This window comes from Variovorax sp. CCNWLW235 (assembly GCF_037204085.1).
Lineage (GTDB): Bacteria > Pseudomonadota > Gammaproteobacteria > Burkholderiales > Burkholderiaceae_C > Variovorax.
The window spans coordinates 83,433-104,773 of record NZ_JBBCBW010000016.1; the positions used below are offsets into that span (position 1 = coordinate 83,433).

General features: G+C 66.6%; 25 protein-coding genes. 15 read left to right on the forward strand and 10 right to left on the reverse strand.

Annotated elements, in window-relative coordinates:
* Nucleotides 1–5: 5 nt before the first annotated feature.
* The 4 genes from V9L21_RS17980 to V9L21_RS17995 are packed head-to-tail and all read right to left on the reverse strand — an operon-like array spanning nucleotide 6 to nucleotide 4,444.
* Nucleotides 6–995 (reverse strand): Bug family tripartite tricarboxylate transporter substrate binding protein, encoded by a 990-nt coding sequence (locus V9L21_RS17980; RefSeq protein WP_337314161.1) that lies wholly within the window; start codon nucleotides 993–995, stop codon nucleotides 6–8.
* A gap of 36 nt (nucleotides 996–1,031) precedes the next feature.
* On the reverse strand, nucleotides 1,032–1,796 hold the full coding sequence (locus V9L21_RS17985) for an SDR family NAD(P)-dependent oxidoreductase (RefSeq protein WP_157615766.1): 765 nt from the start codon (nucleotides 1,794–1,796) through the stop codon (nucleotides 1,032–1,034).
* 24 nt (nucleotides 1,797–1,820) lie between these two features.
* Complete coding sequence (locus V9L21_RS17990) at nucleotides 1,821–3,674, reverse strand: feruloyl-CoA synthase (protein ID WP_337314163.1); 1,854 nt, start codon at nucleotides 3,672–3,674, stop codon at nucleotides 1,821–1,823.
* A complete protein-coding gene (locus V9L21_RS17995; RefSeq protein WP_337314165.1) occupies nucleotides 3,671–4,444 on the reverse strand; it encodes a crotonase/enoyl-CoA hydratase family protein in 774 nt (257 codons plus the stop codon). The genes V9L21_RS17990 and V9L21_RS17995 overlap by 4 nt, the downstream gene beginning before the upstream one ends.
* A gap of 104 nt (nucleotides 4,445–4,548) precedes the next feature.
* On the opposite strand from V9L21_RS17995, the gene V9L21_RS18000 reads away from it, so the two are divergent.
* Nucleotides 4,549–5,415 (forward strand): amidohydrolase family protein, encoded by an 867-nt coding sequence (locus V9L21_RS18000; protein ID WP_337314167.1) that lies wholly within the window; start codon nucleotides 4,549–4,551, stop codon nucleotides 5,413–5,415.
* A 25-nt stretch (nucleotides 5,416–5,440) separates the two neighbouring features.
* Here the strand turns inward: V9L21_RS18000 and kefC are convergent, their stop codons facing one another.
* Nucleotides 5,441–7,291: a glutathione-regulated potassium-efflux system protein KefC gene (gene kefC / locus V9L21_RS18005; protein WP_337314169.1), complete on the reverse strand. Its 1,851-nt coding sequence runs from the start codon at nucleotides 7,289–7,291 to the stop codon at nucleotides 5,441–5,443.
* A 2-nt stretch (nucleotides 7,292–7,293) separates the two neighbouring features.
* Nucleotides 7,294–8,046 (reverse strand): glutathione-regulated potassium-efflux system oxidoreductase KefF, encoded by a 753-nt coding sequence (kefF, locus tag V9L21_RS18010; protein ID WP_337314171.1) that lies wholly within the window; start codon nucleotides 8,044–8,046, stop codon nucleotides 7,294–7,296.
* Nucleotides 8,047–8,138: 92 nt separating this feature from the next.
* Between kefF and V9L21_RS18015 the strand changes: the two genes are divergently transcribed.
* Nucleotides 8,139–8,759: a ParA family protein gene (locus V9L21_RS18015; protein ID WP_126747076.1), complete on the forward strand. Its 621-nt coding sequence runs from the start codon at nucleotides 8,139–8,141 to the stop codon at nucleotides 8,757–8,759.
* 52 nt (nucleotides 8,760–8,811) lie between these two features.
* Complete coding sequence (locus V9L21_RS18020; protein ID WP_337314172.1) at nucleotides 8,812–9,282, forward strand: MaoC family dehydratase; 471 nt, start codon at nucleotides 8,812–8,814, stop codon at nucleotides 9,280–9,282.
* A gap of 13 nt (nucleotides 9,283–9,295) precedes the next feature.
* Here the strand turns inward: V9L21_RS18020 and V9L21_RS18025 are convergent, their stop codons facing one another.
* The 3 genes from V9L21_RS18025 to V9L21_RS18035 all read right to left on the reverse strand — a co-directional run bounded on the left by V9L21_RS18025 (nucleotide 9,296) and on the right by V9L21_RS18035 (nucleotide 10,922).
* The gene (locus V9L21_RS18025; protein WP_337314174.1) at nucleotides 9,296–9,589 is read right to left on the reverse strand and encodes a DUF4148 domain-containing protein; all 294 of its coding nucleotides are present in this window, start codon (nucleotides 9,587–9,589) and stop codon (nucleotides 9,296–9,298) included.
* Between the two features lie 126 nt (nucleotides 9,590–9,715).
* A complete protein-coding gene (gene trmL, locus V9L21_RS18030) occupies nucleotides 9,716–10,177 on the reverse strand; it encodes a tRNA (uridine(34)/cytosine(34)/5-carboxymethylaminomethyluridine(34)-2'-O)-methyltransferase TrmL (protein WP_337314176.1) in 462 nt (153 codons plus the stop codon).
* 28 nt (nucleotides 10,178–10,205) lie between these two features.
* The gene (locus tag V9L21_RS18035) at nucleotides 10,206–10,922 is read right to left on the reverse strand and encodes a ComF family protein (protein ID WP_337314178.1); all 717 of its coding nucleotides are present in this window, start codon (nucleotides 10,920–10,922) and stop codon (nucleotides 10,206–10,208) included.
* Nucleotides 10,923–10,945: 23 nt separating this feature from the next.
* Here V9L21_RS18035 and V9L21_RS18040 point away from each other — a divergent pair, with 23 nt between their 5' ends.
* The 8 genes from V9L21_RS18040 (at nucleotide 10,946) to V9L21_RS18075 (ending at nucleotide 17,400) form a co-directional block, all read left to right on the forward strand.
* Nucleotides 10,946–11,860: a biotin synthase gene (locus V9L21_RS18040; protein ID WP_337314180.1), complete on the forward strand. Its 915-nt coding sequence runs from the start codon at nucleotides 10,946–10,948 to the stop codon at nucleotides 11,858–11,860.
* 168 nt (nucleotides 11,861–12,028) lie between these two features.
* Nucleotides 12,029–12,505, forward strand: a complete 477-nt coding sequence (locus V9L21_RS18045; protein ID WP_337314182.1) for a DUF2244 domain-containing protein — start codon at nucleotides 12,029–12,031, stop codon at nucleotides 12,503–12,505.
* 59 nt (nucleotides 12,506–12,564) lie between these two features.
* A complete protein-coding gene (gene coxB, locus V9L21_RS18050; RefSeq protein WP_337314184.1) occupies nucleotides 12,565–13,743 on the forward strand; it encodes a cytochrome c oxidase subunit II in 1,179 nt (392 codons plus the stop codon).
* Nucleotides 13,744–13,798: 55 nt separating this feature from the next.
* A complete protein-coding gene (gene ctaD / locus V9L21_RS18055; RefSeq protein ID WP_337314186.1) occupies nucleotides 13,799–15,436 on the forward strand; it encodes a cytochrome c oxidase subunit I in 1,638 nt (545 codons plus the stop codon).
* A 23-nt stretch (nucleotides 15,437–15,459) separates the two neighbouring features.
* A complete protein-coding gene (locus tag V9L21_RS18060; protein WP_431769288.1) occupies nucleotides 15,460–15,585 on the forward strand; it encodes a cytochrome oxidase small assembly protein in 126 nt (41 codons plus the stop codon).
* A gap of 19 nt (nucleotides 15,586–15,604) precedes the next feature.
* Nucleotides 15,605–16,231, forward strand: a complete 627-nt coding sequence (locus V9L21_RS18065; RefSeq protein ID WP_337314188.1) for a cytochrome c oxidase assembly protein — start codon at nucleotides 15,605–15,607, stop codon at nucleotides 16,229–16,231.
* Nucleotides 16,228–16,443 carry a DUF2970 domain-containing protein gene (locus tag V9L21_RS18070; protein ID WP_337314190.1) on the forward strand — a complete coding sequence of 72 codons (216 nt, stop codon included), beginning with the start codon at nucleotides 16,228–16,230 and terminating at the stop codon, nucleotides 16,441–16,443. Before V9L21_RS18065 ends, V9L21_RS18070 begins: the two co-directional genes overlap by 4 nt.
* Before the next feature lie 75 nt (nucleotides 16,444–16,518).
* Complete coding sequence (locus V9L21_RS18075; protein WP_126747068.1) at nucleotides 16,519–17,400, forward strand: cytochrome c oxidase subunit 3; 882 nt, start codon at nucleotides 16,519–16,521, stop codon at nucleotides 17,398–17,400.
* Nucleotides 17,401–17,474: 74 nt separating this feature from the next.
* Here the strand turns inward: V9L21_RS18075 and V9L21_RS18080 are convergent, their stop codons facing one another.
* Nucleotides 17,475–17,696 carry a twin transmembrane helix small protein gene (locus tag V9L21_RS18080; RefSeq protein WP_165442114.1) on the reverse strand — a complete coding sequence of 74 codons (222 nt, stop codon included), beginning with the start codon at nucleotides 17,694–17,696 and terminating at the stop codon, nucleotides 17,475–17,477.
* Between the two features lie 36 nt (nucleotides 17,697–17,732).
* Here V9L21_RS18080 and V9L21_RS18085 point away from each other — a divergent pair, with 36 nt between their 5' ends.
* From V9L21_RS18085 to cyoE, 4 genes are read left to right on the forward strand one after another with little or no spacing between them, the layout of a single operon-like run.
* A complete protein-coding gene (locus V9L21_RS18085; protein WP_337314193.1) occupies nucleotides 17,733–18,542 on the forward strand; it encodes an SURF1 family protein in 810 nt (269 codons plus the stop codon).
* Nucleotides 18,526–19,209: an SCO family protein gene (locus tag V9L21_RS18090; RefSeq protein ID WP_337314195.1), complete on the forward strand. Its 684-nt coding sequence runs from the start codon at nucleotides 18,526–18,528 to the stop codon at nucleotides 19,207–19,209. Before V9L21_RS18085 ends, V9L21_RS18090 begins: the two co-directional genes overlap by 17 nt.
* Before the next feature lie 5 nt (nucleotides 19,210–19,214).
* Nucleotides 19,215–20,429, forward strand: a complete 1,215-nt coding sequence (locus V9L21_RS18095; RefSeq protein WP_337314197.1) for a COX15/CtaA family protein — start codon at nucleotides 19,215–19,217, stop codon at nucleotides 20,427–20,429.
* Entirely contained in the window at nucleotides 20,426–21,331 is a 906-nt protein-coding gene (gene cyoE / locus V9L21_RS18100; RefSeq protein ID WP_337314198.1) for a heme o synthase, read from the forward strand. Before V9L21_RS18095 ends, cyoE begins: the two co-directional genes overlap by 4 nt.
* Nucleotides 21,332–21,341 lie beyond the last annotated feature (10 nt).

Below are 21,341 nucleotides of genomic sequence, written 5' to 3' on the forward strand. Positions count from 1 at the left end.
CAGGATCAGGATTCGGCGGTGAAGCCGATCTTCTTGACCAGCGGGCCCCAGCGTTCGTATTCGGACTGAAGCGATTTCTTCATGTCTTCGGGTGAGGAGCCGTGCGCGATGAGGCCGACCGACAGCAGGCCCTCGGCCACGGTCTTGTCCTTGAGGGCAGCCTGGATCGCGGTGCTCGCCGCAGCGACAACGCTGGCCGGCGTCTTGGCGGGGGCGAAAAAGCCGAACCATTCATCGGCCACGATTTCCGGGAAGCCCTGCTCGATGAAGGTGGGCACGTCGGGCAGGTAGGCCACGCGCTGTGCACCCGAGGTGGCCAGCACGCGCAGCTTGCCGGCCTTGGCGAAGGGCAGGTAGTCGCCCACCGGCGTCATGCTCGATGCGATCTGCCCGCCCACCACGTCGTTGATGGCCGGCAGCGAGCCGCGGTAGGGAATGTGGCGCAGGTCGGTGCCACTGTTCAGGCCGAGCAGCGCGCCCAGGAAGTGCGGCGTCGAGCCCGCGCCCGGCGAGCCGTAGCTGGCCTGGCCGGGATTGGCCTTGGCCCAGGCGATGTAGTCTTTCAGCGTCTTCACGCTGGCCGGCACCATCGGTCCGACCGCCAGGCCATGTGTCATGACGGCGCCGATGGAAACGGGCGCGAAATCGGCAAGGCCGTAGCTCAGCTTGGTATAGATGTGCGGGTAGGTGGACAGCGCGGAGGCCTGCGCGAGGCACAGCACCGAGCCGTCGGCCACCGAAGTCTTGAGCGTTTCGAGCGCAATGCGCCCGCCCGCGCCGGGCTTGTTCTCGACCACTGCGTTGGTCTTCGAGAACGGCGTATCGCCGAGCTTCTCGGCCACGCGTCGCGCCACGCTGTCGCCAGCGCTGCCGGCCGGAAAGCCGTAATAGATTTTTGCCTGCTGCACCGCCTGGGCGAGTGCGGCAAACGGATGCAGTGCGCCGAATGCGGCTGCGCCGCCGAGTGCTGTCACGAACTGACGTCGATTGGTCATGGTCTTGTCTCCTGTATTTTTTTCGAGGGGCTGGAATCAGCGCGGCGCCATGCGCAAGGCGCCGTCGAGGCGAATCACTTCGCCGTTCAAATGCCCGTTGGTCACGATGTGGCAGGCCAGCTCGGCAAATTCCGAAGGCTTGCCGAGGCGCGGTGGAAACGGAATCGACGCGGCCAGCGATTGCTGCACGGCCTCGGGCAGCTCCATCAAGAGCGGCGTGGCAAAGAGGCCCGGCGCCACGGTGCACACGCGAATGGCGTGCTGCGCGAGGTCGCGCGCCATCGGCAGCGTCATGCCGACCAGGCCGCCCTTCGATGCGCTGTAGGCCTGCTGGCCCACCTGGCCGTCGAAGGCCGCCACCGACGCGGTAAAGAGCATCACACCCTTTTCGCCGTTGTCGAGCGCATCGAGCTTGGCGCAGCGCGCCGCGAACAGGCGCGCCATGTTGTAGCCGCCGATCAGGTTGATATTGACCACGCGCACGAAGTCTTCGAGCGGCGCCGGGTTGCCGTCCTTGCCGACGATGCGCTTCGCGCTGCCGATGCCGGCCACGTTCATGAGAATGCGCGCGGGGCCGTGCGCCGCGGCCGCCTTGTCGAGCGCGGCATTGACGCTCTCGGTGTCGGTGATGTCGCAAACGCACGCCACGCCGCCGATTTCGGCAGCCACCTTTTCGGCGAGCTCCGCGTTTCGGTCGAGCACGGCCACCTTGGCGCCCAGGCGCGAGAGTTCGCGCGCGGTGGCCTCGCCGAGGCCCGATGCGCCACCGGTGACGAGTGCTGCTTGTCCTTCGATCTTCATGGTGTTTGTCTCCTTGGATGCGGTTCAGCGGGGCTTCAGCGTGAAGGGCAGGGTGTCGGCGTGCAGCGCCTCGACCAGGTGGTCGCGGTGCTTGAGCACGGCACGCTGGTTGATGGAGCCCTTGTCGGTCACTTCGCCCTTGTCGATAGAAGGCGGCTCGGCCATGAGGTGCAGCCGCGCGATGCGGTTGGCGCTGCCGGTGCCCATGGCGGCCAGTTCGTTGGCCACCTGCTGGAAGTGCGCCTGCACCGGCGCGCTTTCGAGCACCTGCTGCATCGTTGCGTCTGCAGGCAAGCCGGCAAGCTCTCGCACCTTCTGCGTGGGGAAGATCAGCGCGCCGACTTCCTTCAGGTTGATGCCGGTGAGCACCGCGTCTTGCACGTAGGGCGCACCGGCCGCGATGATCTTGGCGCGCAGCGGGCCCACGCTCACGAAGGTGCCGGTGGCCAGCTTGAAGTCTTCGGCAATGCGGCCGTCGAAGCGCAGGCCGCGGTGGATGTTGTTTTCGTCGATCCACTTCACTGCGTCGCCGGTGCAGAAGAAGCCCTCTTCATCCAGCGCCTCGGCCGTGGCCTCGGGCGCGCGCCAGTAGCCGGGGGTGATGTTGGGGCCGCGGTAGCGCACCTCGGTCTTGCCGTCGACCTGGATCAGCTTGAGCTCGATGCCCGCCGCCGGCAGGCCGATGTCGCCCGACTTGACTTCGGGGCCGGTGACATACAGCGCGAAGGGGCCCGACTCGGTCATGCCCAGGCCCGTGCCCATGACGATGCGCTCGCCCACTTCAGCCTCTTGCGTGCGGTGCAGGCTGTCCCAGATGGGCTGCGCGAGCGCCGCGCCGGAATAGAAGAACATCTTCACGCGCGACAGCAGGTTGCGGCGCAGCACCGCATCGGTTTCCATCGCGTGCGCAATGGCCTCGAAGCCGGTGGGCACGTTGAAGTAGATGGTGGGCGCGATCTCGCGCAGGTTGCGCAGCGTCTCGGCCATGCCGCCGGGCGTGGGCTTGCCGTCGTCGATGTAGAGCGTGCCGCCGTTGTCCAGCACGATGCCCACGTTGTGGTTGCCGCCGAAGGTGTGGTTCCACGGCAGCCAGTCGACCAGCACCGGCGGCTCCTCGCCCAGTGCGGGAATCGATTGCCGCAGCTGCTGCTGGTTGGCGCACCACATGCGGTGCGTGTTGATCACCGCCTTGGGCATCTTGGTGGAGCCCGAGGTGAAGAGAAACTTGGTGATGGTGTCCGGCCCCGTGGCTCGCATCGCGGCGTCGATGGCCGATGTTGCAGGCGTGGCGGCGAGTGCGTCCAGGCTGGTGGTGGCGCGGCCTTCGAGCTGGCCTTCGGCGAGGACGACTTCGGTGCCAGCCGGCACCACGGCCTGGATGGCGCGGGCATAGCGCGCGGCGTCGGCGGCGAACACGAGACCCGGCGTGAGCGTCTCCAGCACGTGGCGCAGCTTTTCGAAGTCCTGGCTCACCAGCGAATAGGGCGGGGACACGGGGCAATACGGCACGCCGGCATAAAGGCAGCCAAGGGCCAGCAGTGCGTGTTCGATACTGTTCTCGCTGAGGATCGCGACCGGGCGGTCCGGGCTCAGGCCGCGATCGAGCAGGGCCTGACCGATGCTGCGCGCCTTCTGCAGCGCCTCGGCGTAGCTCACGCGCTTCCAGTCGCCGGTGCTGCCGTCGGCCAGCCGTTCGCGGCGGGCGATGAAGGTGCGCTCGGGCGCGGCTTCGGCCCAGTGCGCCAGGCGGTCGGTCATGCGGTCGCGGTAGGGGCCGAGCTCTGTTTCGGCCCGCAGGTATTGCGTGCCTGGCGCGCCTTCGCGCAGCACTGCGCGCGTGACGCCGAACGCCAGCGGACGGTATCGGATCGTGGTCATCCCTTGCTCACCTTGGCGCCGCGGCCTTCGAGGAAATCGCGCACGCGCTCCTTGGCCTCTGGCGCGTTCTGCACGATGCCGGACATCAGCGCCTCGGTAAAGAAGCCGTGGTCGGCCGACTGCTCGGCAATGCGCGGCAGCGCATGCATCAGCGCGTAGTTGGTGAGCGGCGCGTTGGTGGCAATGCGCTTGGCGAGTTCGAAGGCCTTGTCGAAAGCCGCGCCTTCGTCGACCAGGTATTGCGCGAAGTTGGCACGCTCGCCGTCTTCCGCGTTGTAGACGCGGCCGGTCATCATCATGTCGGTCATGCGGGCCACGCCAATCAGCTTGGGAATGCGCACCGAGCCGCCGCCGCCCACGAAGATGCCGCGCGAGCCTTCGGGCAGTGCATAGAAGGTGGAGCGGTCGGCCACGCGGATGTGGCAGGCGCTGGCCAACTCCAGGCCGCCGCCCACCACCGCGCCGTGCAGCGCGGCAACCACCGGCACCGGGCCGTGCTGGATCAGGTCGAGCGCGGCGTGCCACAGGCGCGAATGCTGCATGCCCTGGCCCGCGTCGCGCTCTTTCAGTTCGCTCAGGTCGAGGCCGGCGCAGAAGTGCGGGCCTTCGCCGTCGAGCACCGCGGCGCGCACCGTGGAGGGCAGCGTCTCGAAGGCGTTGCGCAATGCGAGGATCAGGCCGTCCGAAAGGGCATTGCGTTTGGCGCCGCGCGTCAGGCGAACGATGGCGACTTCGTCGCGAATGTCGAGTTGGAGGTCGGGATTGGTCATGATTGCATTCGTGTGTGAGTTGGATTATGGTTATGATAAATAATCAATTCAAGGCACTTGAGCGCCCCAAATCCTAGGGACTTACCCGTACTGGAGACAACGAGATGGACCACAAGAACCTCATCGCGATCGACATCCACACCCACGCCGAAGTGAGCTGCTGGAACCCGTTCGACAACTACGGCGAGGAATACGACCGCGCCGCGGACAAATACTTCGGCTCGAGCGGCCGTCCGACCATTGCCGAGAGCGTGGCGTACTACCGTGAAAGAAAGATAGGCCTGGTGATGTTCATGGTCGACGCCGAGTCGAACATGGGCCGCCGGCGCATTCCCAACGAGGAAATCGCCGAGGCCGCCAAGCAGAACAGCGACATGATGATCGCCTTCGCCAGCATCGATCCGCACAAGGGAAAGATGGGTGCGCGCGAGGCGCGGCGGCTCATCGAAGAGCACGGCGTGAAGGGCTTCAAGTTCCACCCCACGGTGCAGGGCTACCACCCGTACGACAAGATGGCCTGGCCGATCTACGAGGTGATTGCCGAGTACAACCTGCCGGCCATCTTCCACACGGGCCACAGCGGCATCGGCTCAGGCATGCGCTGCGGCGGCGGCCTCAGGCTGGAGTACAGCAACCCGATGCACCTGGACGACGTGGCCATCGACTTTCCGGACATGCAGATCGTGATGGCGCACCCCAGCTTTCCGTGGCAGGACGAGGCCCTGAGCGTGGCCACGCACAAGCCCAACGTGTGGATCGACCTGTCGGGCTGGAGCCCGAAGTATTTTCCGAAGCAGCTGGTGCAGTACGCCAACACGCTGCTGAAGGACCGCATCCTGTTCGGCAGCGACTACCCGCTGATCACGCCCGACCGCTGGATGAAGGACTTCGAGGCGGCTGGGTTCAAGCCCGAGGTGATGCCGGGCATCTTGAAGGGTAACGCGGTGCGGCTGCTCAAGCTGGAAGGCTGACCCCAGGGTCAGCCGAAGGGCGGGCTCAGCCGTCCGCCTCTTCCTTTTCTTCGAACCGGTCCCAATCGCGGCCCGAGCGGCGCTGCCGCTCCTCGCGTTCGCGCGCCATCTGCTCCTCGAACTGCTGGCGGCCGGCCTTGTTGGCGGCAATGAGCTTGGCGCGGTCCTTGTAGTGCGGGTAGATCTCGTCGCTCAGCAGGATGTTCCGGCGACGGAACCGCATGGCCGTTTCGCGCGCCTCGTGGGCGGGCCAGCCCAGCGCCTCGAGCGTGGTGCGGGCGCTGCGCAGCGACGATTCGAAGACCTCGCGTTCCACATCGGTCACGCCGCGGTCGCGCAGCTGGAAAAGGTGCGTCACGTTGCGGGCCCGCGCGATGATGCGCGCCTGCGGAAAGTGCTCCTTCACCAGGTCGACGATATTGAGCGACTGCTCGATGTCGTCCACCGCGACCACAATGGCCTTGGCCGTACCGGCGCCCGCGGTGCGCAGCAGGTCGAGCCGCGTCGCGTCGCCATAGAACACGCGAAAGCCGAACTGCCGCAGGCCTTCGACGGTGTCGGCGTCATGGTCGAGCACCGTCACGCGCAGGCCCTGCGACATCAGCATCCGGCCGACGATCTGGCCGTAGCGGCCGAAGCCGCAGATCAGCACCTTGGCGTCCTGCTGCTCCGAAATTTCTTCCAGTTGCACGCCGTTGTTGCGGCTGTAGCGCGGCAGCACGAACTTGTCGAGCAGCACCAGCAAGAGCGGCGACAGCAGCATCGACAGCGCCACGGCACCGATCAGGAGCGAGGTGATTTCAGGCGGCAGCACGTCGGGCCCCGCGGCCTGGAACACCACGAACGCGAACTCGCCGCCCTGCGCCAGCAGCAGCGTGAAGACGGGGCGCTCCTGGTAGGCCAGGCCCATGGCCTTGGCCAGCGCGTAGATCACCACCAGCTTGATGGCCATGAAGCCGACCACCAGCGCGGCCATGAGCCAGGGGCTCGCGATCAGCACGCCGAAGTTGATCGACATGCCCACGGCGATGAAGAACAGGCCGAGCAGCAGGCCCTTGAACGGCTCGATGTCGGTTTCGAGCTCGCGCCGGTATTCGCTTTCGGCCAGCAGCACGCCAGCAAGGAATGCGCCCAGCGCCATCGAAAGGCCCACGAATTGCATCAGCGCTGCGATGGCCACCACCAGCAGCAGCGCCGCGGCGGTGAAGATCTCGGGCGTGTCGCTGCGCGCGATCCAGCGCAGCAGCGGGCGCAAGGCGAGCCGGCCGCCGAGGATGATGCCGGCGATCACGCCGACGATCTTCAGGCCCTCGAGCGTGCGGTCGAGCCCGCTGAGCGACTGTTCGGCCGCCGTGGCGCCCGCCAGCAGGGGCAGCAGCGCGAGGATGGGGATCGCCGCCACGTCCTGGAACAGCAAGATCGAAAATCCCGCCTGGCCGCTGGGCGTTTTCAGCAGGTTGCGCTCGCCGAACACCTGCAGCGCAATGGCGGTGGACGACAGCGCCAGGCCGAGCGCCGCCACCAGCGCCACGCGCCATTCGGCGCCCGCGGCCCAGCCGACGGCAAACAGCACCGCCGCGCAGCTCAGCACCTGCGCGGCGCCCCAGCCGAAGATGGGGCGGCGCAGGTTCCACAGGCGCTTGGGTTCGAGTTCGAGGCCCACGAGAAACAGCATCAGCACCACGCCGAATTCGGCGAAATGCAGCACGTCTTCCACGCTGGAAACAAGGCCCAGCCCCCAGGGGCCGATGGCGATGCCGGCCACGAGGTAACCGATGATGGAGCCAAGGCCCAGGGCTTTGGAAAGCGGCACCACCAGCACGGCGGCGCTCAGGTAAATAAGGCTGCTGGTCAGCCAGGCGGGTGCGTGCTCCATGCTCAGGCCGAGCCTTTCTTGTCGCTGTCTTCTTCTTCGTTGGCTGCAGACATGAAAGCCAGACCGTGGGTCATCGCGGATTGGAACGCGCCGGAGGTCGCTGCGCCCGGGTCGTCATGCTCGGCGGGGCGATCTGTCTCGGGCACCGGGCAGGCCACGCACACATCGAGCTCCTCGAGTTCGGGCCAGTCGGGGTAGCTGCCGAGTCGCTGGGCGAACACGTCGACATGCGCAGCCACGTCGGCCTCGCTGGCGCTGCGCGCACCGTGAAAGACCAGTGGCGGCAAAAAGCGCATGCCGCAGAGGGCCGCGGTCTGCTCGTAGGGCGGCAAAAAGGCGTCGAAGAAATAGCGGTGGTAGCTCTGGGGGTGGTAGCTCTGCTCGGGGCTGCCTGTGGTGGCGGCCAGCCACAAGTCCTTGCCCTGCAAGGCGGTGCCGCCCGGGCCGTAGGCCCAGCCGTAGCCGAGCACGTCGTCGAGCCAGAGTTTTTGCAGCGCGGGCATCGAGTACCACTGGATCGGGTGCAGCAGCACCACCAGGCTGGCTTTGGCAAGCCGCGCCTGCTCGGTCTCGATGTCGATGGAGAAGTCGGGGTAGCTGCCGTAGAGGTCGTTCACCTCCACGCCGGGCACCGAACGCGCGGCGGCCAGTAACCGGCGGTTGACGCGGGAGTCGCGCCAGTGCGGATGGGCCGCGAGCACATAGATGCCGCCGGATTCGGCGCCGGCGGCGGCCGCGGATGTTGTTGTCGTCATGCCGCGAACATAGCTCAAGATCGGCTCTTGCCGGGGCAGGTGCGTCTCGTGTCGCTACGATGCGGGGTGTTCCAGCTCTGGAGGAGATGCTCATGCCGGTGGTTCTGGTCGCCAACCCCAAGGGTGGCGTAGGCAAGTCGACGCTCGCGACAAACATCGCAGGCTATTTCGCGAGCCGCGGCCATGCCGTGATGCTCGGCGACGTGGACCGCCAGCAATCGTCGCGCCTCTGGCTCGGCCTGCGGCCGCCGCAGGCGCGGCCCATCGCCACTTGGGAGGCCACGGGCGACAGCGCCGTGGTGCGGCCGCCGCGCGGAACCACGCATGCCGTGCTCGACACGCCGGCCGGCCTGCACGGATGGCGATTCAAGGAGGTGCTGGCCCTGGCTGACCGGGTGATCGTGCCGCTGCAGCCGAGCATCTTCGACATCTACGCCACGCGCGATTTTCTCGACCGGCTGATGGAACAGCGCCGTGCCGAAAAAACGAAGATCAGCCTCGTGGGCATGCGGGTGAACGCCCGCACCCTGGCCGCCGACCGGTTGAACGAGTTCATCGCAAGCCTGGGCGTGCCGGTGCTGGGCGAACTCCGCGACACGCAGAACTACGTTCAGCTTGCGGCGCGCGGACTCACGCTGTTCGACATTGCGCCGGGGCGCGTGCAGCGCGACCTGGAGCAGTGGCAGCCGATCTGCGAGTGGCTGGAAGGCTGAGGCTTTCGGCTGTCGCAATGCCGACACCCGCGCCCGCGCCCTTGACGCCAGAATGCCGCGCATGACCAAAAAGACATTCCAGACTCTTCAGGATCTTGCCGCCTGCGTTGGCCAGGAAGTCGCCGTGAGCGACTGGATCTCCATCACGCAGGAGCAGGTGAACCAGTTCGCCGAAGCCACGGGCGACCACCAGTGGATTCATGTCGACGTCGAGCGCGCCAAGGCGGGCCCCTTCGGCGGCCCGATCGCCCACGGCTTCCTGACGCTCTCGCTGCTGCCGCGCTTCTATGAGACGGCGCTGGAAGTGGTTGAGTCGCGCATGGGCGTGAACTACGGGCTGAACCGGGTGCGCTTCATGTCGCCGGTGCCGGTCGGCAAGCGGCTGCGGGCGCGCATGAAGTTGCTTACTGCCGAGCCGATTGCGGACGACGGCATCCAGATGACCTGGGAAACCACGATCGAGCTCGAAGGCACGGCCAAGCCGGCCTGTGTGGCGGAGTCGGTGGTGCGCCGCTACCGCTGAGCGGTTTTCGCTCCTACATCCGGCGGTCGGTCACTTCGCCATACGTGGCGGAGCCTTGGCGCGTAACGCCGAGTGCGCCTGCACGAACGGCCGCGCGGTCGGTTGTGCCGGCTCTCGGGGCTGCGACGCCGGTGCCGCCATTGCCGATCTGAAGCGGCTGGCGCGCCTGGGCCTGGACCTCGGCGCGCGACAGGGTCGATTGGAAAGGTGCCGGCGGCAGCGGATTCTGTTCACCCTGAAAAGCCTGCGCGCCGGTGGCGAGGCCGAGGGCGGCAAAGGTCGCGAAGGCAATTGACTTGGCATTCATGGCGAAACTCCTTGAGGCAAGCGGTGGATGGACTCACTCGTATGCCCGACCGGACGACCGGGCATGCCTGTCATACGACGCTTCTTGCCGATCGGATTCGTCCCTGCCGCGACAGGGCCGCCTTTTTCAACCGAATCCGTTTTGCCGCCAGGCTTCGAATACCGTCACTGCCACCGCGTTCGAAAGATTGAGGCTGCGCTGCCCCTCGCGCATCGGCAGCCGCAGCCGCTGGGGCTCGGCGAAACCTTCGCGCACCGTGGGCGGCAGCCCGCTCGTCTCTGAACCGAACACCAGCCAGTCGCCGGGCTGGAAGCGAACATCGTGCACGGCGCGCGTGCCGCGCGTGGTGAGTGCAAACATGCGGTCGGCAGCTGGCTTTTCGGTGTCGAGCAGGGCCTGCCAGCTGGCATGGCGCTTGACCTCGGCGTACTCGTGGTAGTCGAGCCCGGCGCGGCGCAGCAGACGGTCGTCCATCGAAAAGCCCAGCGGCTCGACCAGGTGCAGCGCGCAGCCTGTGTTGGCCGCGAGGCGAATCACATTGCCTGTATTCGGCGGGATTTCGGGGTGGACCAGGACGATATGGAACATGCGCCGATTGTCGCGGCGGCGCGCCCGCTCAGTGCGGCGCAGCGGTCCGCGCCAGTACCACGGCCGTGATGTGCGCTGCGCCGGCCAGCCGCAGCGCCGCGGCCGCCGAGAAGAGCGAGGCACCCGTGGTCATCACGTCGTCGATCAGCACCACGCGCCGGCCCTGCAGCTGGCTGGCGCGCAGAGGCTCCACCGCAAAGGCGCCGCGCAGGTTGCGAAGGCGTTCGGCGCGCGCGAGGCCGATTTGCGCCGGCGTGTCGCGGGTGCGCAGGAGCAGCGTGGCGTCGGTCTTGGCGGGCGCCAGCCGGCGCGCCAGTTCGAGCGCCTGGTTGAAGCCGCGCTGGCGCAGCCGGGCAGGCGCCATCGGCATCGGCAGCACGGTGTCGCAGTTTTCCAGCGCCGGTTCCACCCAGGGCACGCTGCGCATCAGCGTCGACAGGGGGCCGGCCCAGCCCGCCTCGCCGCGGAACTTGAACTGGGCAATGCACTCGGGCCACGGCCATGCATAGTCGCAGGCCGCAAGGCAGGCATCGAGCGGCGGCGGATCGCCCATGCATTCGTCGCACCGGACCACGCCCTGCGGCACGGCCAGCGCGCAGCTGCCGCAGCGGTCGGCCGGCGGCGCAAAGCGGGCCACGCAGGCATCGCAAACGCGCCGGGAAGGCCAGGCGCGGCACACCTCGCACTGGCTGGGCAGCCGTGCAAGCAGAGAGGTCAAAGGCCTACGGGCCCAACGGCTGAACATGGCCTCAATATACTCACGGCCCCATGGCCACCGACCCCGCAAGAAGACCGCCGACCATCGATCCCACGGCGGCCGCACGCTGGAGGCGGCTCGCGCCTGCCGACGGCTCCCCCTGGCTGCATGAGGAAATCGGCCGCCGCATGGAAGACCGGCTGCAATGGATCAAGGCGCAGCCGCGCACCTGGGCCGACTGGTCGCCCCTGCGCGGCGGGCTCGAGGCGCACGAACTCGTCGCCCGGCGCTACCGCGAAGCCGCCTGCTTCGTGATCGAAACCGAACCGGCCCTTGCCGCTGCAACCAGCCAAGCGCTGGCATCACCCTGGTGGAGCGCGCGCCGCTGGCAGGGCGGCAAGGCGCGCTTCGATGCGCCGCCGGAAGACGGGGTCGATCTGCTCTGGGCCAACATGTCGCTGCACATGGCGGCCGACCCCGAGGCGCTCATCGCGCAATGGCACCGGCTGGTGGCGACCGACGGCTTCCTGATGTTCTCGTGCCTGGGCCCCGACACGGTCCGTGAACTGCGGGCCCTGCATGCGCGGCTTGGCTGGCCGGCGGCGGGCCACGAATACACCGACATGCACGACTGGGGCGACATGCTGGTGCATGCCGGCTTTGCCGAGCCGGTGATGGACATGGAACGCATCGTGCTTACCTGGGCCACGCCCGAGGCGGCGCTTGCCGAGCTGCGCACGCTCGGGCGCAACCTGCATCCGGCGCGCTTTCCGGCGCTGCGCGGCAAGGCGTGGCACCGGTCGCTGAAACAGGCGCTGCCCGAGCTGGCGCCGGCGGAAGAGGGCGGCGGGCGAATTGCGCTGACCTTCGAAGTCATCTATGGCCACGCCTTCAAGCCGGCGCCGCGCGTGGCGCTTTCGGCCGAGAGCGCGGTGTCGCTGCGCGAGATGCGCTCGATGCTGCAGCGCGGCCGGCCCGGCGCCTGAACGGCGGGCCCGTCAAGCTGCGCATCTTGCGGGCGGGCACCTGTGTCTACCCGCTACAATCCGCCGTTGCGTGAAACTCGCGGGTGTTGTTCCGCGAACGAGGTCTGTCCGATCCTGTGGAGACAAGGGGTTGGCCGGCGTCGACGCACCGATTTGCTGAACTCGCCCGTGTCGAATTCCGTGTTTCGTTTTGCCACCGTTTCAGGCCAGAACATCCACTGGTTCCTGAAGCGCAATTGCTCGGTGACGCCGAGCCAGCTGGGCTGGCTCTACGCCTCGCTGTGCGTGGTGTCGCTCGGTATCGGTACGGTGTTCTGGCTGCTCGGGGCGCCGCTGGTGCTGCCCTTTGCCTGGCTCGAACTGGCGGCGGTGGGATTTGTATTCATGCTGTACGCGCGGCACGCGACCGACGGAGAAAAGATCGTGTTGCAGGGCGGACGGCTGGTGGTGGAGCTCGAGAACGGTGGAGACTACGAGCGCACGGAATTTCTGCCGCACCAGGTGCGGATCGAACCGCAGGCCGGCGATCGCTCGCTGATCGAGGTCTCGGGTCAGGGTCGATCGGTCAGGGTGGGGCGCTATGTACGCCCGGAGTTGCGAGCCGCACTGGCGCGCGAGATTCGCATGGCGTTGCGTGGCGCCTGAACGGCTCGCGCGGCGCTGCACGGTTGGGTTTGTTGAAAAAATTGAGAAACGTGAACACGATGAAGAGCATTTGGCGCAATAAGTACAGGCCGGCGAATCTGTTGCTGGCGGCCGGCGCGGCTTTCAGCGGCGCGGCGCACGCAGTCAACGATCTGCCCGGCGGCCCGTCGGTGCGCCAGCTGAATCTTCCGCTTGGCGTTACCAAGATTGCGCAGGAACAGCATTTCCTGCACACGGTGATGATGATCCTGTGCACGGTCATCTTCGTCGCCGTGTTCGCGGTCATGTTCTATTCGATCTGGAAGCACCGCAAGTCGGTCGGCCACAAGGCAGCCAACTTCCATGAGTCGGTGGTGGTCGAGGTCATCTGGACCATCGTGCCCTTCATCATCGTGATCGTGATGGCGCTGCCCGCCACCAAGGTGCTGGTGGCCCAGAAGGACACCACCAACGCCGACCTCACCATCAAGACCACCGGCTACCAGTGGAAGTGGGGCTACGACTACCTGACGGGCGAAGGCGAGGGCCTGGCCTTCATCTCCACGCTCGACAGTTCGCAGCGTGCCATGTCCGACGCCGGCGCCAAGGGCCAGATGCCCGACGACTACCTCTTCAAGGTCGACAACCCGCTGGTCGTGCCGGTGCAGAAGAAGGTTCGCATCATCACCACCGCCAACGACGTGATCCACGCGTTTGCCGTGCCCCAACTGGGCATCAAGCAGGACGCGATTCCGGGCTTCGTGCGCGACACCTGGTTCCGCGCCGAAACCGTGGGCGACTACTACGGCCAGTGCCAGGAACTCTGCGGCAAGGAACACGCCTACATGCCGATCCACGTGAAGGTGGTTTCGGCCGCCGACTACACGGCGTGGGTCGACACCAAGCGCAAGGAAGCCGCCGCCAAGCTCGACGACCCGAGCAAGGTCTGGACGCTGCCCGACCTGATGGCTCGCGGCGAGAAGGTCTACGCCGCCAACTGCGCGGCCTGCCACCAGGCCAACGGCAAGGGCGCCGGTCCGATCAAGGCGCTCGACGCAAGCCCCAAGGTGGTCGACGCCGACCACAAGGTGCAGCTGCTGGTGCTGCTCAACGGCCAGAACAACGGCGCGATGCCGTCCTGGAAGCAGCTGAGCGACACCGACCTGGCCGCCGTTGCCACCTATACCAAGAACAGCTGGTCGAACAAGACGGGCCAGTTGGTGCAGCCGGCCGAAGTTCTGGCCCTGCGCGGCAAGTGATCGCGAAGATCGAGCCTAAGCGCCCCGCGACGAAGAAATTGCAAGGAACAATGAAATGAGTGCAGTCCTCGACCCCCACGGTCACGCCCACGACGGCCACGCACACGATCACGACGAGCACCACGCAGCGCCCACCGGCTGGCGCCGCTGGGTGTTCGCCACCAACCACAAGGACATCGGCACGCTCTATCTGCTGTTCAGCTTCACGATGCTGATGGTGGGCGGCGTGCTCGCGCTGCTGATCCGCGCCGAGCTGTTCCAGCCCGGCCTGCAACTGGTGAACCCCGAGCTGTTCAACCAGTTCACCACCATGCACGGGCTGATCATGGTGTTCGGCGCCATCATGCCGGCGTTCGTGGGCTTTGCGAACTGGATGATCCCGCTGCAGATCGGCGCATCCGACATGGCCTTCGCGCGCATGAACAACTTCAGCTTCTGGTTGCTGATTCCCGCCGCGCTGATGCTCGTGGGTTCGTTCTTCATGCCCGGCGGCGCACCCGCTGCCGGCTGGACGCTCTACGCTCCGCTCACGCTGCAGATGGGCCCCTCGATGGACGCCGGCATCTTCGCGATGCACATCATGGGCGCCTCGTCGATCATGGGCTCGATCAACATCATCGTCACCATCCTGAACATGCGCGCCCCCGGCATGACGCTGATGAAGATGCCGATGTTCTGCTGGACCTGGCTCATCACCGCCTACCTGCTGATTGCCGTGATGCCCGTGCTCGCAGGCGCCATCACCATGACGCTGACCGACCGCCACTTCGGCACCAGCTTCTTCAACCCCGCCGGCGGCGGCGACCCGGTGATGTACCAGCACATCTTCTGGTTCTTCGGCCACCCCGAGGTCTACATCATGATCTTGCCGGCCTTCGGCATCATCAGCCAGATCGTGCCGGCGTTCTCGCGCAAGAAGCTGTTCGGCTACGCCTCGATGGTGTACGCCACCTCGTCGATCGCAATCCTGTCGTTCATCGTCTGGGCGCACCACATGTTCACGACCGGCATGCCGGTCACGGGCCAGCTGTTCTTCATGTACGCGACCATGCTGATCGCCGTGCCGACGGCCGTGAAGATCTTCAATTGGATTGCCACCATGTGGCAGGGCTCGATGACCTTCGAGACGCCCATGCTGTTTGCCGTGGGCTTCATCTTCGTGTTCACGATGGGCGGCTTTACCGGCCTCATCCTGGCCATCGCCCCGATCGACATCCAGCTGCAGGACACCTACTACGTGGTGGCCCACTTCCACTACGTGCTGGTGGCCGGCTCGCTATATGCCATGTTCGCGGGCTACTACTACTGGGCGCCCAAGTGGACCGGCGTGATGTACGACGAAACGCGCGGCAAGATCCACTTCTGGTGGTCGCTGATCTCGTTCAACATCACCTTCTTCCCGATGCACTTCCTGGGCCTGGCTGGCATGCCGCGCCGCTATGCCGACTACCCGATGCAGTTTGCCGACTTCAACGCGGTGGCGTCCATCGGCGCCTTCGGCTTCGGTCTTGCACAGGTTTATTTCTTCTTCTTCATCGTGCTGCCGACCATGCTCGGCAAGGGTGAGAAGGCGCCGCAAAAGCCATGGGAAGCCGCAGAAGGCCTCGAGTGGGAAGTGCCGTCGCCGGCGCCTTTCCACACCTTCGAGAACCCGCCCAAGCTCGACGCGACCGCCACCAAGGTGATCGGCTGAACGCTGCACGGCCATCCGCCCGCATGACGACAATGACCACGCCCGAACAAAGAAAGAACAACCGACGCATGGGGCTCACGCTGGCCTCCATCGCCGTGATGTTCTTTCTCGGATTCCTGGTCCGCATGATCTGGTTCAGCGGACGCTGAAGCGAACGGAGCCGTACGCATGAGCCTCGGTCAACGCATCAAGCGCGCCAATGTCCGCATGGTCGGCAAGCTGGCCGTGGTGGCCTGCGGCATGTTCGCGTTCGGCTATGCGCTGGTGCCGCTCTACCGCGCCATCTGCGAAATGACCGGCATCAACATCCTCGCGCTCAACGAACTCGAAGTGCCGGGCGGCGCCAGCGGCGGCAAGAACGTGCGCGTGCCCGACAACTCCCAGGTCGACACCACCCGCACCATCACGGTCGAGTTCGACTCCAACGTTCGCGGCGGCCTCTGGGACTTCAAGCCCGCCGCGCGGACGATGCAGGTGCACCCCGGCCAGCTCAACACCGTGGTGTACGAGTTCCAGAACGTGCAGAACCGCCGCATGGCGGCGCAGGCCATCCCGAGCTATGCGCCGCAACAGGCCGCGCCGTACTTCAACAAGCTCGAGTGTTTCTGCTTCAACCAGTACACCCTCGACCCCGGCGAGAAGAAGGAATGGCCGGTCGCGTTCGTGATCGATCCGAAGATCTCCAAGGACGTGAAGACGATCACGCTGTCGTACACCTTCTTCGAAGTCGGCGGCAAGACGCCGCCGGCCCCGGTCGCCGCTGTTTCCAAAGCCGCCCATGAGCCCCGCTCGTGACCGTCGACCGGAATTCGCCGCCGCGCAAGGCCACGCTGTGGGACACGGTGAAGGCCGTCTGCTGGTCGTTCTTCGGGGTGCGAAAGAAAAGCGCCTACCAGGACGACCTGGCCAAGCTGAACCCGCTGCACATCATCGCGGTGGCGTTTGCCGCCGTCATTGTTTTCATCGTCGGCCTGGTGCTGCTGGTGCGCTACGTGGTTGCGCCCTGAGCACACGCCGCTGGGCCCACGACATCCAGACCCCATCGAATCGAATCGAGAGAAGAAAGAAAGCCAGGAGCTGATATGAGTTCAACCACCCACGGCACCACGCCCTACTACTTTGTGCCCGGGCCATCGGCCTACCCGGTCATGGCCTCGATCGGCCTGTTCTTCGTGATTCTTGGCGCCGGCCAGTGGATCAACGGCCACCAGTGGGGCGCTTGGTCGCTGCTGCTCGGCATGGTCGTGTGGCTTGCCACGTTGTTCGTGTGGTTCCGCGCTGCCATCGGCGAGAGCGAGAGCGGCCAGTACGGCCACAAGATCGATCTCTCGTACCGCTGGAGCATGAGCTGGTTCATCTTCTCCGAAGTCATGTTCTTCGGCGCCTTCTTCACCGCGCTGTGGTGGGCCCGCACCCATGCGCTGCCGGCGCTCGGCAGCCTCGACAACGCGCTGCTCTGGCCCGACTTCAAGGCCGTGTGGCCCAGCATTGCCGCCGGCGCAACCGGTTCGCCGGCCGACATCGTCGAGCCCTTCCAGACCGTCGGCCCGTTCTGGCTGCCCACGATCAACACCGCGCTCCTGCTGAGCTCGGGCGTCACGCTCACCATTGCGCACCATGCGCTGCGCGCCGACCATCGCGCCCAGTGCATCCGCTTCATGTGGCTCACCGTGCTGCTCGGCGTGGTCTTCCTGGGTGTTCAGGGCTACGAATACTTCCACCTGTACACCGACCTGAACCTCAAGCTCAGCTCGGGTGCCTACGGCTCGACCTTCTTCATGCTGACCGGCTTCCACGGCCTGCACGTGTTCATCGGCATGCTGATGCTGCTGTTCATTACGCTGCGCCTGCAAAAGGGCCACTTCACGCCGGAGCGCCATTTCGGCTTCGAAGGCGCGGCCTGGTACTGGCACTTCGTCGACGTGGTGTGGCTTGGCCTTTACGTGCTGGTCTACTGGCTTTGAGCGAAACCCGCGGCATACAAACAAAAAGGCGCCGAAAGGCGCCTTTTTCATGGTTCTCGTGGAACGAGCACCATCTACTTGCCGAGCGGGAGCCCGGTGGGCTGGATGTACCCGAATTTCCAGGCGAGCAGCATGCAGAGGAACAAAACCACGGAGATGCCGATCCGAAAGGTGAGCGCGCGCGCCATGCCGCCGCTTTTGGCGCGCCCGTTGCGCCCGTCTTTCAGCATGTAGAAGAGCGCGAAGGCAAGGCTCGCGAAGATGCCCACGAATGCCAGGGCGACGAAGTATTTCATGACCCCGATTATCGGCCGCGCGCCTCGTCCCTTCCAGTGACGCCGGAACCCCTGCAACCCGCCGCCAGGGCGCCGAGGCGAGGCCGCTTCGTGCTGGTCACGCTGGCCGCCGTGCTGACCTTGGCCGCCACGGTGTCGCTCGGCCGCTGGCAGCTTTCGCGCGCCGCCCAGAAGGAGGCGCTGCAGGCCGAGATCGAGGCCCAGAAGCAGAAGCCGCCGCTCGACCAGGCCGAATTTCTCGCGCTGGAGGCACCCGCCGGCGCGCTGCATCGGCCCGTGCGGCTGCGCGGCCTCTGGCTGACGCCGCAGACGGTCTACCTGGACAACCGGCAGATGCACGGCGTGCCCGGTTTCTACGTGCTGACCCCGTTCGCCCTGGAAGGCAGCGACCAGGCCGTGATGGTGCAGCGCGGCTGGGTGCAGCGCAATTTCAATGACCGCAAGCAACTGGGCGCGGTCGAGACGCCGGTCGGCATCGTCGAAGTCACCGGGCTGATCGAGCCTCCGCCCGGCCACCTGTTTGAACTCGGCAAGCCGGCCGCGGCCGCCTCGGCACCGGAAGGCGAGAGGTCTTCGCCCATCCGGCAGAATCTCGACCTGGAAGCGTTCCGCGCCGAAACCAAGCTGCCGCTGCGCACCGATGTGTCGCTGCAGCAGGTCGGCCCCGCTTCCGAGGGGTTGCAGCGCGACTGGCCGGCCCCCGCCCTGGGTCTGGAGAAGCACTACGGCTATGCATTCCAGTGGTTCGGGCTCTCAGCCCTCGTGGTCATCCTCTATGTCTGGTTCCAATTCATTGCCCCCTTCCGCCGCTCCAGGCGCCGCACACACGATGCAAGCAGCCTCTGACGAACCCCTGGGCCTGACGGTGCACTCGATGCCGTCGCCCAACCAGGCGCTCGACGGCGCCGAAGGCCGCCGCACGGTCGTCGGGCGCTGGAAGATGATTGCCGTGATGCTGATGTGCGCGGCCCCCGTCATCGCGTCTTACTTCACCTACTACGTGATCCGGCCCGAGGGCCGCAGCGTCTACGGCGAGCTCATCGATCCGCAGCGCGTGCTGCCGGCGCTCACCGCCACCGACCGCAATGGCGCGCCGGTCGACGTTGCCACGCTCAAGGGGCAGTGGCTGCTGGTTGCGGTGGCCGACGCGGCCTGCAATGCGCTCTGCGAGCAACAGCTCTATCTGCAGCGCCAGCTGCGCGAAAGCCTGGGCCGCGAGAAAGACCGGCTCGACCGCGTCTGGCTCGTGAGCGACGCGGCACCCGTGCCCGCGCGCCTGGAGAACGGCCTGCGCGGCGCCACCGTGCTGCGCGTGCCGGCCGAGCAGCTTGCCCAGTGGTTTGCGCCCGTCCAAGGCCATTTCCTGGCCGAGCACCTGTACGTGGTCGATCCCATGGGCAACTGGATGATGCGTTTTCCGGCCGGCATGGACGCCAAGGGCGCCAGCCGCGCCAAGCGCGACCTCGACCGCCTGCTGCGCGCCTCCGCCTCCTGGGACGAGTCCGGCCGCTGACACGCATGGACACCGGCTCGCTCTACGACCTCACTCCGATCGCCTGGCTGATGGCGGCCGGCGTGCTGATCGCGCTCGGCCCGCTGGTGTGGGTGTGGCGCCGCAATGCCGGCGCCGGTCCGGCGCGCCGGCTGCACGCGCTCACCGTGCTCACGCTGTTCCTCACTTTCGACCTCACGCTCTTCGGCGCCTTCACGCGGCTCACCGATTCGGGCCTGGGCTGTCCTGACTGGCCCGGCTGCTACGGCAACGCGAGCCCGGTCGGCGCGCGCCACGAGATTGCGATGGCGCAGTCGGCCCAGCCGACCGGCCCGGTCACGCACAGCAAGGCATGGGTCGAGATGGTCCACCGCTATCTCGCCACCGGCGTGGGCGTGCTCATCCTGACGCTTGCGGGAGCCACCTGGGTCGTGCGGCGGCGCCAGCGCCGCCTGCCCGTGCCGGCGGAGGGCGAACACGCCACGCTCAGCGCGTGGTGGCCGGCGGTAACGCTGGTCTGGGTCTGCCTGCAGGGTGCATTCGGCGCGCTGACCGTAACCTGGAAGCTCTTTCCCGCCATCGTCACGCTTCACTTGCTGGGCGCTGTGGTGCTGCTCGTGCTGCTATGCATCCAGGCCGTGCGCTACCGGCAGGCCGCCGCGGACCGGCTACCCACTGCTGTATCGCCCGCAATGCGCAACGGGTTGCTTGCCACTTCTGCATTGCTCCTGCTGCAGATTGCACTCGGCGGCTGGGTCAGCACCAACTACGCCGTGCTGGCCTGCACCCAGTTTCCGACCTGCCAAGGCAGTTGGTGGCCGCCGATGAACTTTGCGCAGGGCTTCGAAATCTGGCGCCACCTTGGCGTGACCGGCAGCGGCGCTCCGCTCGATTTTTCGGCGCTTACCGCCATTCACTATGCGCACCGGTTGATGGCCTACGCGGTGTTTGCCGCGCTGGGCGTGCTCGCGTGGCGCCTGCGCCGCATCGAGCCGCTGCGGCCTCAAGCCGGATGGCTCGCGGGCCTGGCCTTGCTCCAGCTTGCCACGGGCCTGGGCAACGTGCTGCTCGGCTGGCCGCTCGCGGCCGCCGTGCTGCACACCGGCGGCGCCGCGGCGCTGGCCGTGGTGCTGACCTGGGCGATTTGCGAAAGCCGCCGCGGAACCGCTGCCGCCACCGTACACAATAAAGACAAGGCGCCCGGCGCCCTGCACGACAACCAGAGGGGAGCCACCGCGTGAGCACGCCGATTTCCGTGGAGCAGGCGAGCACCGCCAACGTGCTGCGCCAGTTCTATGCGCTGACCAAGCCGCGCGTGGTGCAGCTGATCGTTTTCTGCGCCCTCATCGGCATGGTGTTGGCCGTACCCGGTGCGCCGACATGGCCGGACGTGCAGCGCGCCCTCTTGGCGTGCGCGGGCATCTGGCTGGTCGCGGGTGCGGCGGCGGCGTTCAACTGCCTGGTCGAAAAGGGCATCGACGCCAAGATGAAGCGCACTGCGTGGCGCCCCACCGCGCGCGGCCAGCTCAGCGACCTGCAGGCCCTGGTGTTCTCCGCGCTGCTGTGCGTGGCCGGCTCGGCGCTGCTGTGGTTCAAGGTCAACCCGCTCACCATGTGGCTGACCTTTGCGACCTTCGTCGGCTACGCGGTGATCTACACCGTCATCCTCAAGCCGCTGACGCCGCAGAACATCGTGATCGGCGGCGCCTCGGGCGCAATGCCGCCGGTGCTGGGCTGGGCAGCGATGACGGGCGATGTGGGCCCCGAGGCGCTGATCCTCTTTCTCATCATCTTCCTGTGGACGCCGCCCCACTTCTGGGCGCTGGCGCTCTACCGTGTCGAGGATTACCGCAAGGCCGGCCTGCCGATGCTGCCCGTGACGCACGGCAACGAGTTCACGCGGCTGCAGGTGCTGCTGTACACCTTCATCCTTTTCGCGGCCTGCCTGATGCCATTCATCTACGGCATGAGCGGCTGGCTCTACCTGGCGGTGGCGGTGGGCGTGAGCATCGGTTTCACGGGCTATGCCTTTGCGCTCTGGCGCAATTACTCCGACGCGCTGGCGCGCAAGACCTTCCGGTTTTCGCTCATTCACCTGAGCGTGCTCTTCGCGGCATTGCTCGTCGACCACTATCTCCGCTGATCGAAATGTC